General features: G+C 70.5%; 10 protein-coding genes and 1 pseudogene. 3 read left to right on the forward strand and 8 right to left on the reverse strand.

Annotated elements, in window-relative coordinates; translation table 11 throughout:
* Positions 1-76 precede the first annotated feature (76 nt).
* The 6 genes from ACYVF7_RS24430 to ACYVF7_RS24455 are packed head-to-tail and all read right to left on the reverse strand — an operon-like array spanning position 77 to position 4558.
* Positions 77-934 (reverse strand): ABC transporter permease, encoded by an 858-nt coding sequence (locus tag ACYVF7_RS24430; protein WP_460344961.1) that lies wholly within the window; start codon positions 932-934, stop codon positions 77-79.
* Complete coding sequence (locus ACYVF7_RS24435; RefSeq protein ID WP_460344964.1) at positions 934-1872, reverse strand: ATP-binding cassette domain-containing protein; 939 nt, start codon at positions 1870-1872, stop codon at positions 934-936. The genes ACYVF7_RS24430 and ACYVF7_RS24435 overlap by 1 nt, the downstream gene beginning before the upstream one ends.
* On the reverse strand, positions 1869-2297 hold the full coding sequence (locus ACYVF7_RS24440) for a lasso peptide biosynthesis B2 protein (RefSeq protein ID WP_460344967.1): 429 nt from the start codon (positions 2295-2297) through the stop codon (positions 1869-1871). Before ACYVF7_RS24440 ends, ACYVF7_RS24435 begins: the two co-directional genes overlap by 4 nt.
* A complete protein-coding gene (locus ACYVF7_RS24445; RefSeq protein ID WP_460344970.1) occupies positions 2294-2581 on the reverse strand; it encodes a lasso peptide biosynthesis PqqD family chaperone in 288 nt (95 codons plus the stop codon). Before ACYVF7_RS24445 ends, ACYVF7_RS24440 begins: the two co-directional genes overlap by 4 nt.
* Positions 2562-4436 (reverse strand): asparagine synthase-related protein, encoded by a 1875-nt coding sequence (locus ACYVF7_RS24450; RefSeq protein WP_460344973.1) that lies wholly within the window; start codon positions 4434-4436, stop codon positions 2562-2564. The genes ACYVF7_RS24445 and ACYVF7_RS24450 overlap by 20 nt, the downstream gene beginning before the upstream one ends.
* Positions 4436-4558, reverse strand: a complete 123-nt coding sequence (locus ACYVF7_RS24455) for a lasso RiPP family leader peptide-containing protein (RefSeq protein WP_460344976.1) — start codon at positions 4556-4558, stop codon at positions 4436-4438. The genes ACYVF7_RS24450 and ACYVF7_RS24455 overlap by 1 nt, the downstream gene beginning before the upstream one ends.
* 451 nt (positions 4559-5009) lie before the next feature.
* On the opposite strand from ACYVF7_RS24455, the gene ACYVF7_RS24460 reads away from it, so the two are divergent.
* Positions 5010-7694: a galactose-binding domain-containing protein gene (locus tag ACYVF7_RS24460; protein ID WP_460344979.1), complete on the forward strand. Its 2685-nt coding sequence runs from the start codon at positions 5010-5012 to the stop codon at positions 7692-7694.
* A 209-nt stretch (positions 7695-7903) separates the two neighbouring features.
* Positions 7904-8223 (forward strand): annotated as a pseudogene (locus tag ACYVF7_RS24465) (histone-like nucleoid-structuring protein Lsr2).
* 92 nt (positions 8224-8315) lie between these two features.
* On the opposite strand, the gene ACYVF7_RS24470 reads toward ACYVF7_RS24465, so the two are convergent.
* A complete protein-coding gene (locus tag ACYVF7_RS24470; RefSeq protein WP_460344982.1) occupies positions 8316-9908 on the reverse strand; it encodes a purple acid phosphatase family protein in 1593 nt (530 codons plus the stop codon).
* Positions 9909-10046: 138 nt separating this feature from the next.
* Here ACYVF7_RS24470 and ACYVF7_RS24475 point away from each other — a divergent pair, with 138 nt between their 5' ends.
* Positions 10047-10280 carry an EF-hand domain-containing protein gene (locus ACYVF7_RS24475; protein ID WP_460344985.1) on the forward strand — a complete coding sequence of 78 codons (234 nt, stop codon included), beginning with the start codon at positions 10047-10049 and terminating at the stop codon, positions 10278-10280.
* Positions 10281-10288: 8 nt separating this feature from the next.
* On the opposite strand, the gene ACYVF7_RS24480 is transcribed toward ACYVF7_RS24475, so the two are convergent.
* Positions 10289-11725 carry an NF041680 family putative transposase gene (locus ACYVF7_RS24480; RefSeq protein WP_460339899.1) on the reverse strand — a complete coding sequence of 479 codons (1437 nt, stop codon included), beginning with the start codon at positions 11723-11725 and terminating at the stop codon, positions 10289-10291.
* Between the last annotated feature and the right edge of the window lie 360 nt (positions 11726-12085).

A 12085-nucleotide genomic window follows, 5' to 3' on the forward strand; every position in this document is an offset into this window, starting at 1 on the left:
GCGGATGGCGAATGGGACGCCGGGCTTGTACCCAGATATTGGTCGAATAGGGCTGTCCTGCCGCTGCGCTCGGCTTTTACGCGGTACGGGAGAAACGGCGGGCGGCCTGCGTCAGGGCGATGAGGCCGACGACGGCGATGACCGCCAGCTCGGCGACGATCGGGGGATGCCAGGGGAGGGTGGACGGCATGGCCGCGTTGGCGGGCAGGTACGCCTGGATGGTGCGGCGCAGCACGTCGGTCATGTAGAGGAGCGGGTTGATGATCATCAGGGTGAGGAGCCAGCCGGGCACCCGGGTGGTCGGGAACAACATGCCGGACAGGAAGGTCATCGGGAGCACGATGGCGCCGGCCGTGGCGTAGAAGGTGTCCCTGTCGGTGATGGTGACGGCGAGCAGCGCGGTGAGCGCCGTCAGGACCAGGGACAGCACGGCCATTTCGAAGATCAGTGTGGCGAGCAGGAGAGGGTCGTAGGGGACTCCGGCGACGGGCGCTAGGACGAGGACGGCGGTGCCCTGGCCGATGGCGATGGTCGCGGCGCCCAGGCACTTGCCGAGCAGCAGGGTGGTGCGGTGGACGGGGGCGACGAGCATCTCGCGCAGGAAGCCGCCCTCGCGGTCGCGGACGATGGAGCCGGCGGAGCCGACGGCGGCGATCTGGACGGCCAGGAGCAGGACGCCGGGGAACAGGAACGTTCGGTAGTCGCCGCGGCCGGTGTGGCGGACGAGGCTGCTCAGCCCGGTACCGATGATGAGGAGATACAGCACCGGCTGCAGCAGGGTGAGCGTCAGGTGGACGCGGTTGCGGACGTATCGGGTCGTCTCGCGCCGCCACAGGGCGAGGGCGGCGCGTAGTTCGGTGACCGGCGACCAGCCGGCGTCGTCGACGGCGTGGTCGCCGGTCGCTCTGGGTGCGATGCGCGGGTATCCGGGCATCAGCGGTCCGCCCTGGTGACGGCGTGGCCGGTGTAGTGCAGGAAGACGTCGTCGAGGCTGGGGTGGATGACCTCGATGGAGGCGATGGGGACGCTCAGGGCGGCGCAGAGCCGGGGGACGGCGGTGTCGGCGCCCCGCAGGCGCAGGTGCAGCCCGTCGGCTCGCAGGGCGGCGGCCAGGCCCAGCTCGCGCGCCAGCGCGGCTTGGGCGAGCGTGTCGTCGCTGGTCCGCAGGTGGACGTGGTCGGTGCTGAGGGCCGCCTTGAGGGCGGTGGGCGTGTCACAGACGACGATGCGGCCGTGATCGATGATCGCCATCCGGTCGCAGTGTTCGGCCTCTTCCAGGTAGTGCGTCGTCAGGAAGATCGTGATCGGTTCCTGCCGGCGTAGGCGGCGCAGGTGGTCCCACACGCGGGTCCGCGCATGCGGGTCGAGGCCGAGGGTGGGCTCGTCGAGGAACAGGACGCGGGGCCGGTGCAGCAGGCCGCGGGCGATCTCCAGGCGGCGTGTCATCCCGCCGGAGAAGGTGGCCGGGCGGGTCCGGCGGTGGGCGGCCAGCCCGACCAGGTCCAGCATCTCGGTGATGCGGGCCCGCGCGGTCACGCGTGGCATCCCGTACAGGGTGGCGTGGACGCTCAGGTTCTCCTCGGCGGTCAGGTCGTCGTCGACCGTGGGCTCCTGGAAGACCACCCCGATCCGGCGGCGCACGGCCGCGGGGTGAGTGAGGACGTCCGCGCCCGCGACAAGGGCGCACCCGGCGGTCGGGCGGGCCATGGTGGTCAGCATCGCGATCGTGGTCGACTTGCCCGCTCCGTTGGGGCCGAGGAAGGCGAACATCTCCCCGGTCCGTACGGTCAGGTCCACGCCGTCCACCGCGGTCAGGTCGCCGTAGACCTTGGTCAGCCCCCGGGTGACGATCGCCTCCCGCACCGGTGTCATGAAGGTGCGGAGGTCGTCGGCGGAACGGTGATGGTGGGGGTGTGGTAGCCCGGCGGGTAGGGCTCGTCGATCGGATGGCCGTCGGCCTCGACCCAGGCGTGCGCGAAGAAGGGGTGGAGGCGTACGCCGGTGCGCCAGGTGGGCCAGGTGCCGCGCAGACGGCACAGCAGGGCGGTGGCGATGGAGCGGGGCAGGCAGCCCTCGCCGGCGCAGGACAGGCTCACCGCGATGACGGCGTCACGGGCGGCCTTGGCCTGGGCGGCGGTGGCCGGACGGGCGCCGCGCCGGGCCACGGCGAGGACGGCGCGGATGCGGGCGGGAGGCCGGCGGGCGATCACCTGGGCGGCGGCGACCGCGAGCAGCGCGGCGGGGCGGTGCCGCCAGGACAGCCGAGGCCGCCTTTCGTGGACGTAGGAGACGCTCATCGCCGCTCCAGCAGCCCGGCGCGGGTCAGGTGGGCGATCAGCTCGCTGGTGTCGGTGTCCGCGCGGGCGGCGGCGTCGGGGTAGGCGGCCGCCAGGCGTTCGGCGACCTCGGCCGGGTCCGACCCCTCCAGCAGCCCGGCGACGATCAGGTGGGCGGTGGGATTGAGGTGGTAGTAGCGGCCGGTGCGTTCGTCGAGCAGCACCGCCCCGTTCCGCCCGCCGCCATCGCCCGGCTCGGGGCCGGCAGGGGTGAGCGTGACGTGGTCAGGTAGGCGCATCTTCATGGACCGGTCCTCCTTTCCGCCGGCCGACGGCCGGGCCGGTGCCCGTGTTCTCGGCACCGGCGGACTGGGCGCGCAGCCAGTTCTCGACGGCGACGAAGGTGATGAGGGGGAGTGCCGGCCGCCCGGTCTCGGCCGGGGTCCGGGTACAGACGTCGCGGAGGGCCTCGGGGTCGGCCAGGCCGTACTCGGCCAGAAGTGACCCGTCGGCCAGGGCGAGCACCTGGTCGCGGTGCGCGCGCAGGCCCTCGTAGAAATCGGCGGAGAAGTCGGCCTTGGTGGTGCGCGTCAGGCATTCGGGCGGCATATATGGGCGCATGGCGGCCACGGTGAGGGCTTTGTAGACGCCGGGGACCCCGCGGTGGTCCAACCTGACGGCCAGGGCCGCGCTCATGACGTGGTCGTCCAGGAAGGGGACGTGCGTGGCGGCGCCGACCCGGCAGGTGAGGTCCCGCAACGCGGCGTAGGTCGGCGCGGTCCTGCGCACGTTGGAGATGGTCTGGTGCTGGGCGCGCTCGGCCGCGTAAGGGTGGGCATCGGTGCCACGTAGCCGTCGCGTGACCGCGTCGACCGCGGCCGGACCGGCCCAGGCGGGCAGCCGCAGCGGCATCTCCCAGCCGAAGTCCGGGTGGTGTGTCGGCGGCTCCGGCGCGGTCAGCAGCTGGATCTGGTCGGCCAGCCACTCCGCGTAGGTGCGGCGGTCGGCCAGCGCGCGGAGACACGACCGGAGCGGCCAGCGCTCCCGGGCGCGGCCGGCGCGCAGGCGCGGCCACAGCGCGGCCGGCCTGGCATGGGCGAGATCGTGCAGATGGCAGTGCGGAACGACGGTGAGCTCATCTCCGCCGTGACCGGTCAGGTGGACGCGGGCACCGTGTGCGGCCAGGAGGGCGGCCGTGCCGATCTTGCACGCCAGGGGGTGCAGCGGGAACATCGGCTCGTCCAGGCCGCGCACCGGAGTCGCCACCTCCGCGAACCAGCGGGCCGGCTCACCCGGCCGGGTTCTCACGTGCTCGCCGCGCAGATGCCGCAGCGCGCGCCGGGCCCATGCGGCGTCGTCATGGGCGGGGTCGCCGACCCCTCTGGCGAAGGTGACCAGCCGGCCGTCACGGCGGCGTACGGCGGCGTCGGCCAGAAAGCTCAGCGGGGTCGAGTCCAGCCCACCGGACAGGTCACAGGCCACCACCCCGCCCGGGGCGACCCGCGCGTTCACGGCCTCTTCCAGAGCCGCGGCGAACGCCGGTGCTCCCCGGCCGAGCGGCACCTCCGGCTCGGGCGGAACCCACCAGGCCCTCAGCCGGAGCCCGTCCGGGTCGAGGTGGGCGGCACTGCCCGGCGGGACCGCGCCCACCCCTTCCCACAGCGGCATGGCCAGGGGAGCGGGGACCAGGCCCAGGAGCCGGACGGCCAGCGCCTCCACGTCGACACGCGCTCCCGTCAGCGCGGCGAGCACGCTCGCCCGGTCGCCGGCCACCACCGCGCCGCCCAGGCGGGTGAAGAAGACCCGCCGCACGCCCGAGGCGGTGCCCTGCACCCGCACCCGGTCGCCCACGACGGCGACCAGATGGAAGCTTCCGGGCAGGCGCGCGGCGACGACGTCGGCGTCTTCGAGGCAGAAGATCCGCGCCGCCACGTTCTCCAGCCACGTGGCGGTGACCGGCGTGTCGCCGATCACCGCCAGCCGGACCCGGCCGGCCTGGGCGCGGACCACGGTGTGGTCCACCCCGCCGGGCGAGGCGGTCACGAGGCACGGCCGACCGGACGCGTAGTCCAGAACCGTCCCGCCTCCCAGCAGCCGCCTCACGCCGGCGCCCGCAGCGCTGTCGGGCAGCACCACGAACCAGGTGACAGCGGCATCCATCAACTGCGGCCGCCGTAGTCGTCCATGCCGCTCGCGTAGCCGCCGCGTGTCACGACACCGAACACGCCGAGTTCGGTCACCCGCGGGGGCTCATACGCCGTTGGCTTCGTAATGCGGTCCATGAATGTTCCCCTCCTTTCGTTGGTCCCATCGTTTGTGCGCCCGTCGTCCTACCCGCGAGCAGCAGACATCAACTTTTAGTAGGGTAAAGGTTACGGTTGGTAAATAAAGCGGATAATCCGTCTATAAATTGATTTACAGCGCAATTTGCTCGCCAAAGTGGCGGAGCGCCCCATCGCCCGGCGTGGCCGCGAGCGGTCCGGGTGAACGCCGAGATCGCGCGTCGGGGTCTTGACCTCGGCTTCCGTCTCCTCCTAGTCTCCGGCTACAAACATCGGATGTATCGGGCGGTATGGAGGTCGAACCATGCGCTGAGACGCCGGGCCTCCGCCACCCGTCGCCGCGACGACATCGTCTTGACAACTGCTGCACTGTGCCGCCCAACGGCGCCGACAGGGCAGGCGCTCACTCCAGAACCGACCGATTGACGCAGGCCGCACCGTGGGAGATCCGATGTCCGTACCCGCACGCTTGGCCTCCGGCCTCGCCCTCACTCTGCTGACAGGCGCACTGGGTGTGGTCGCCACCTCGTCCGCGGAGGCCGCGCCGGCCCGGACGCTGCTGTACGCGGCTCCGGGCGGATCCGGACAGGCGTGCACCCGGGCACGGCCCTGCTCCGTGCCCGGCGCGCAGGAACGCGAGCGGCAGGTCCTCGGCACCGCCAAGGGCACGGGCGGGGACGTCGTCGTGCTGCTGGCCGACGGCACGTACCGGCTCACCGCGCCGCTCCGGTTCGGGCCGGACGACTCGGGCCGCAACGGGCACCGGGCGATCTGGGCCGCCGCGCCCGGCGCCCACCCGGTGCTGAGCGGAGCGACCCAGGTGCGAGGCTGGCGCCTGACCGACCCGGCGAAGCGCGTCTGGTCCGCTCCGGTGCCCACCGATCTCGAGACACGTCAGATCTACGTCGACGGCCGCGAGGCGCCGATCGCGCAGACCACCCCCGCTGAGCAGGGGGTCACGTTCGCCGCCGCCGACGGCGGCTACACCACCTCACCGGACTGGGCCGCCGGATTGCAGGGTCAGATCGGCGCCGCCGCCATGGCCCGGGTCGAATTCGTCTACACCGCGGGCAACGGGGACTGGACCCAGTCGCGCTGCCGCGTCGCCTCGGCCGACGGCGCCACCGTGCGGATGCAGCAGCCCTGCTGGCGGAACATCACCGCCCGCCCCGTGTTCACCCAGGCCTCCGGAAGCCTGCCCAACATGAAACCGGGTACCGCGCCGACCCGGATGGAGAACGCCTACCCGTTCCTGCACCCCGGACAGTGGTATCTCGACGCGGAGCGGCACGTGCTGGACTACGTCCCGCTGCCGGGCCAGGACATGGCCCGTCTGGACGTCGAGGCGCCCCGGCTGACCTCGCTGGTCACCGGCACTGGCACGCTCGACCGGCCGGTCCACGACATCACGTTCACCGGTCTGCGGTTCGCGTACGCCACGTGGAACGAGCCGAGTTCGGCCGCCGGGTTCGCCGACGTGCAGGACAACCTACGGCTCACCGGCGATGACCCCGCCCACCCGCAGGGCACCTGCACCTTCGGGAACCCGCCGGGGAGTTGCCCGTTCGGCTCGCTGACCCGGGAGCCGGGCGGCGTCCAGTGGCATGCCGCGCAGGACGTGACCTTCGCGGGAAACAGCTTCACCGGCCTGGGCGCGGCAGGCCTGGTGTTCGAGTACGGAAGCCGGCACAACACGGTCCAGGGCAACGTGTTCAGCGGGATAGCGGGCAACGGCGTGATCCTCGGTGACACCGCCGACCCGCACCCGTCCGACGTGGGCGCGGACGACCGGGAGATCAACGAGTACAACACCATCGACGACAACCTGATCGAGCACGTCGGCACCGACTACCCGAGCGCCGCGGCCATCACGCTGTTCTTCGGCCGGCACACGTCGGTGACGCACAACGACATCCGGGACGTGCCGTATACCGGGATCAGCGCGGGCGTCATCCAGGGGCACGTGGACAACGTCGATCATCCGGACAACACGACGAACGTCAACAGCGACAACACGATCAGCGGCAACCTCATCCACGGCTTCATGCAGGTGCTCAGCGACGGCGGCGCCATCTACGTCGAAGGACACCAGGGTCAGACGATCCGCGCCGCCGACGGCACGGTCGACCGCGCCGCGAGCATCGCGCACGGTTTGCACGCCCAAGGCAACGTCGCCTACGACCAGGGCAACGTCAACTTCACGTGGTACGACGACGCCGGAGCGGAGTGGATCCACTGGGACGGCAACGTCGAGTGGAACGGCAAGCTGTCCCAGGGCGGCTGCCAGACCACCGGGCACTTCGACGTGACAGGGAACTACTCGGCGCAGCCCATCGGCCAGTACCACTGCAACCCGCCCGGTGGCACCGACGTCACCTACACGGACAACGCGACGCTGCCCCTGCGGCCGATGGCGACCGACCTGCCGGCGGAGACCGTGGGCGCCGCCGGTCTGCGGGCGGGCTTCCGTGACCTCGTGACCGGCCGGCCGCCGCTGGTCCGCTACGCCCAGGCCGCGGGCCGCACGGTCTTCGTGGCAGGGGACGGGTTCACGGCCGGTACGCGGGTGAGCTTCGCCGGAAGGCCCGCCGGCGGCGTGCGCGTGCTCTCGCCGGCCTTCCTCGTGGCCACGGCGCCGTCCGGTACGCCCCCGACCGCGGTGACCGTCACCACGCGGGCCGGAACGGCATCCGGTACAGTGCCTCCGCCGAATGTGGCGCTCGGCAAGCAGGTCGCGCAGTCCTCGACGGTGTCCCCCAATTATCCCGCGAGCTATGCGGTGGACGACGATCTGAACAACTACGCGGGCACGAAGACGGAGGCGCAGCCGTGGTGGCAGGTCGACGCGGGAGCCTCCTACCCGATCGAGCGGATCGCGGTCTACAACCGGGCGGACTGCTGCGCCGCCGGGCTCGCGGACTACTACGTCTTCGTCTCCGACGTGCCTTTCTCATCCACCTCGCTGAGCGACACTCTCGCTCAGCCGGGGGTATGGTCCCACCACGAGACCGCACAGGCCGGGCGGCCGACCACGATTCCCGTCGGGCGCGGCGGTCGATACGTCCGGGTCCAACTCGCCGGGACCGGCCAGCTCGCGCTCGCCGAGGTCCAGGTCCTGACCGCGCCCGGACGGTGAAACCGGGACCGCCGCCCGAGACGACGCGTTCGCGGGAGGCGAGTGCCCCGGCGGCGGCCCGAATGTGACCAGGACGAATGACAGGCTTCATTCATGGCCGGGAGCGGAGAAGTGGCTCCGCAGGCCATGAAGGACCTTTCATGAGAGTTTCATGATGGGCCGAACTGCTTACGTTACTATTGTTCCCCCGAAACCAGGGAGGGAGCAAAATGGCGCAGCAAGTCATTAAACGCCTTATCGACGATCTGGATGGCGACGAAGCCGAAGAGACCGTCTCGTTCGCCATCGACGGGGTCACGTATGAAATCGACCTCAGTGCAGAAAACGCGCGAATACTGCGTGACCGTCTGTCGCCGTTCGTGCAGCGTGCACGGCGGTCCGGTGGCGTCCGGCAGCAGGGAAGTCGTGCCGTTGCCGCCGCCGGCGCAGCGCGGACATTCGCGCGTGGGCGAAGGCCAGCGGAATCGAGGTCAGTGAACGCGGCCGGATCCCGTCGACGATCGTCGAAGAGTATCAGCGAGCACACTGACGTCGTTTAGTCCCACGCTGCGGCGTGTGTCGATCTGGAGCGGCACCGGACGGGGTATACGCCCGCGCCCGGTGCGTCGCTCGATCAGGCGATCACGCCCGGTGCCCGCCGTGCGGCTTGCGGAGCACGAACCGGTCCAGCTCCTGGTAGTCGGCGGAGCCGAGGTCGGCACCGTAGTGGGTGACGGTGATCTCGGTGTTCCCGCCCGGGGCGTGCGGCTCGAAGTCGAACGCGGCGAAGCCGTACGGGCGCTGCAGGTCCCGGTACGCCGACCAGGGCGCGGGCTCGGTGGTGGTCTTGGAAGCGCGCTGGGTCGTCGGGTCGCCGGGGCCCACGTCGTAGATCACTACACCGTCGTGCGGTGAGTCGAACGCCGACCACGGCGTCGCGGAAGAGTGCCCGCCGCCCCCGATGATCATGTGCACGGCGCCCTTGGTGGTGTCGATGACGGAGGCATCGGTGGCCTGCGGCGCCGGCGTGAGCACCGAACTGCCCGGCAGCACTCCCTTGACCGGGAAGGTCCGCTCGAAATGATGCTCGTGTCCGGCCACGACGAGGTCGACGCCGTACTTGTCGAAGAGCGGGAGGAACTCCCGGCGAATGCCGAGATCGGCGCCGTTGAAGTGCGCGGAGGACATCGCCACCTGGTGCATGCAGACGATGATCCAGTCGATGGCCGGATCCTTGCTCGCCGCGCGGAGCGTCCGCTCCAGCCAGGCCTTCTGCGCCCCGTGGCTGTATCCACGGATGTAGGGGTCGTACCCCTTCGCCTTGTAACCGGGGACGTTGTCGCGCCGGTACGCGCTGAACGCGCCGTCCTGCAGGCACACGTCGTCATTGTTGATGGAGATCACCCGGATCGGGCCGACCGTGAAGGCGTACCAGTTGCCGGCGAACTCCCGTGATCCGTTGCCCGGCAGCGTGAAGCGGGTCTGGTACGACAGGTAGCCATCCGGGCCGTTGCCGACCTCGTTCTCATGGTTGCCTGCGGCGGGCATCCACGGGCGGTTGCGCGCCGAACGCTGGTTGTTGTTGAAGAAGGACTGCCACGTCTGTACGGGCGCGTCACTGACGTTCGCGTAGCACAGGTCGCCGTTGAGCAGGTGGAACAGCGGGTCGAGCCGCTCCACAGCGTCGACGATGTAGCCGGCGTTCGGCGTGGCCGGCCCGAGCCCCTTGCCGACCTTGGCCGGAATGGCCTGGTCACCGAAGCTGGTGAACCGGAAGCCCTTGGACCGGCCGCGGGGCGCCGTGCGGAACGACCCGTCGAGCGGCGCCCCGCCGCGGTGCGCCACGTGGTACTCGTAGCGGGTGTCGGCGGCGAGCCGGGGCAGGACGGCGTGGTAGGTGAAGACGGTCTCCCCAGTGAGGGCCTCCGTGTAGACCCGCTCCTCGGCCTCGATCTCCGAGCCGAGCCCATGGCCCGGCCTGCCGAGCCGGACGACCGGCCGGCGGACCCGCTGCGGCGCGGCCCAGGACACCGCCATCTCATGCGCGGCGTCCGCGCCGAACTGCAGGTGCAACTGCTCCGGCGCCGGCGCTCCGGCCTGGTCCGGGGTGGTGACCAGCGCTGCGGCGCTGCCGGGCCGGCCCAGGACCGGCGCGGCGATGGCCAGCCCGCCCAGCCCGCGCAGCACCTGCCGCCTCGCGACCTGGTCGTGTGACTCGTTTCGGGACTCGGCCATCAGGACTCCTTCTCGATCGATACCCGGGAGCACGATCGTCGTCGCTGGTAATCGACGAGTGAACCGATCGTCTCAGGTGCGTGAACACTGTGGCGGTGGTTACGATCGGGGCCACAGTGGCTCTGGTGGAAGGGAATCATGTCCGATCAGTACGAGGCGGTGTTCGCTCGATATGACACCGATGGGGATGGGCGGCTCACCGTCGACGAGGTGACCGCCGCGATCGCGGGGATGTTCCCGGCGGCCGAGGTGAACGATCTGTCGGGGATCGTCAAGGCGCTGTTCGCCGAGTACGACACCGATCACGACGGGCTGCTGTCGGTGGCGGAGTTCGTGCCACTGGCCGAGAACCTCCCCGAACTGGGCGCTTAGCTTGTTCTTTAACCTGCCTGGCCGAAGCGGGCGGTGAGGGTTTTCTCGCGTTTGATCGTTTTGCCGACGTCGTGGACGGGTGCTGGGCGGTGGTTCTTTGAGCCTGGTGGCCTGCCCGGGCCGGGTTTTGAGGGTTTCGGTGCGCTGGCCGGACAGCCGATGGTCGCGCGGATGTTCCGGAAGCCTCGCCGGACGCGGGCCGGGGTGAGCCGGCCTGGTGCGGCGGGTCGTTCCCAGGGGCGCCGGAGGTCTTCGGTGAGGTGTCGAGCGAGCCGGAGTTGGGTGTGGGCGGTGATGACGAGCCAGGTCCACCGGTCGGCGGCCTCGGGCGTGCGGATCTTCGGGGTGGTCCAGCCGAGGGTCTGTTTGAACAGGCGGAAGGTGTGCTCCAGGTCGAATCTGCGCAGGAACGCCTGCCAGAGCCGGTCCAGGTGAGCAGAGCTCGTGCTGGTGGCTGAGGACCATAGCCAGACCGGCTTGGGGTCCCGGTCGCCGGGCAGGTGCTCGACCTGCAGGCGGATTAGCGTTCCTTCGACGATGGGCAGCGGGCCGCCATGCTTCAGCCAGGCGGCGCGGTGGGTCAAACGTGGGTGGAGCCGGTCCCATGACATCGCGGTCGCGGTGCCGTACCGGGTGGTCTGGGTGGTCGTGGTGTGGTGCGGGGCGGGCCAGGTGGCGGTGTCGCCGAGCGCGAACTCCCCGCCGTGCTTGGGCGGACGGCCGATGAAGTGAGGGTCGCGGGGCGGCGCGGGCAGCCGCAGCACTCGATCCGAACGAATCCGGCCCAGCAACTCCACGGGCAGGTCGGCCAGCAGGAAAGCCAGCCGGGTGACGTCGTATCCGGCATCGGCCACGATCACGATGTCTGGATCTCCCGCCTTCCATTGGCCGGCGTCCAGGAGCCGTTCGATGACCTGGCGGAGCTGGGCGGCGGTGACGGCGGTGGCGTCATCAACCGGGCCGAGCCGGACCACATCCAGCACCGCCGTCCAGGAGGTGCGGCCAGTCTCCAACGCGGCCACGAACGAGTACGGCCAGCCCGGAACGAACTGCGACTGGGTCTTGGCCCGCCCATAGACGTGGCAGAACAGCCGGTCCGCGCTGGTCGCCGCGTCCGGCCGCAGCCACGGGGACACATCCACCGCCAGCACGATCCGGCCATCGGCGGCTCGCGGCAGTGGCAGCGCCGATAGCGCCCACCGCAGCCTGGCCACGTCCACGCGGCCGGAGTTCAACCCGTCATACAACGCGCCGTGTCCACGGCGATGCTCTGGCGTCAGCGTCAGGTCGACCAGCGACCTGACCGCTCCATCGGCGCACAGCAGCGCATCGGTGAGCTCGAACAGCGCGTCCGCTCGGGCGGTCAGGCAGTTATAGAAATCGCCCCGGAATCGGGACAACACGGGCAAGGACTCGACGCGAGCAGCGTCATCCAGCAGACTCATCCTCACGGCCTTGGCTTGATCATCAGCGTCTCGACAGCGCACATGATCAACCCAAGGCCGCTCTGCTGTCCGCCGAACACCAAAACCCCCGGCCGGCTCAACGAGCCGACCGAGGGTGCAGGTTAAAGAACAAGCTTAGGGCCTGTCTCGAAGCCCCGCCCGCTACGGACGGGGACGTCGAGACAGGCCCTTGACCCGACAGCCCGTACGGCCGAGGCCGCGGACCGGGCACCTTCGTCGAGCGGCTAGCGCCGTGTCCAGAATCGTTGTTCGTGAAATGAGCGTTTGCGATCATCGATTCGCGCGGTATGAAGTTCGGAGCCGCCGACCGTTTCTGTTCTGTCGTAGGCACCTGCTGTA

Source organism: Actinoallomurus acanthiterrae (assembly GCF_054775715.1).

Bases quoted from the DNA above. Each gene is read 5' to 3' on its own strand.
- ACYVF7_RS24470 (WP_460344982.1), bottom strand. From the start codon at position 9,908: ATGGCCGAGTCCCGAAACGAGTCACACGACCAGGTCGCGAGGCGGCAG.
- ACYVF7_RS24455 (WP_460344976.1), bottom strand. From the start codon at position 4,558: ATGGACCGCATTACGAAGCCAACGGCGTATGAGCCCCCGCGGGTGACC.
- ACYVF7_RS24435 (WP_460344964.1), bottom strand. From the start codon at position 1,872: ATGACACCGGTGCGGGAGGCGATCGTCACCCGGGGGCTGACCAAGGTC.
- ACYVF7_RS24445 (WP_460344970.1), bottom strand. From the start codon at position 2,581: ATGAAGATGCGCCTACCTGACCACGTCACGCTCACCCCTGCCGGCCCC.
- ACYVF7_RS24450 (WP_460344973.1), bottom strand. From the start codon at position 4,436: ATGGATGCCGCTGTCACCTGGTTCGTGGTGCTGCCCGACAGCGCTGCG.
- ACYVF7_RS24430 (WP_460344961.1), bottom strand. From the start codon at position 934: ATGCCCGGATACCCGCGCATCGCACCCAGAGCGACCGGCGACCACGCC.
- ACYVF7_RS24475 (WP_460344985.1), top strand. From the start codon at position 10,047: ATGTCCGATCAGTACGAGGCGGTGTTCGCTCGATATGACACCGATGGG.
- ACYVF7_RS24460 (WP_460344979.1), top strand. From the start codon at position 5,010: ATGTCCGTACCCGCACGCTTGGCCTCCGGCCTCGCCCTCACTCTGCTG.
- ACYVF7_RS24480 (WP_460339899.1), bottom strand. From the start codon at position 11,725: ATGAGTCTGCTGGATGACGCTGCTCGCGTCGAGTCCTTGCCCGTGTTG.
- ACYVF7_RS24440 (WP_460344967.1), bottom strand. From the start codon at position 2,297: ATGAGCGTCTCCTACGTCCACGAAAGGCGGCCTCGGCTGTCCTGGCGG.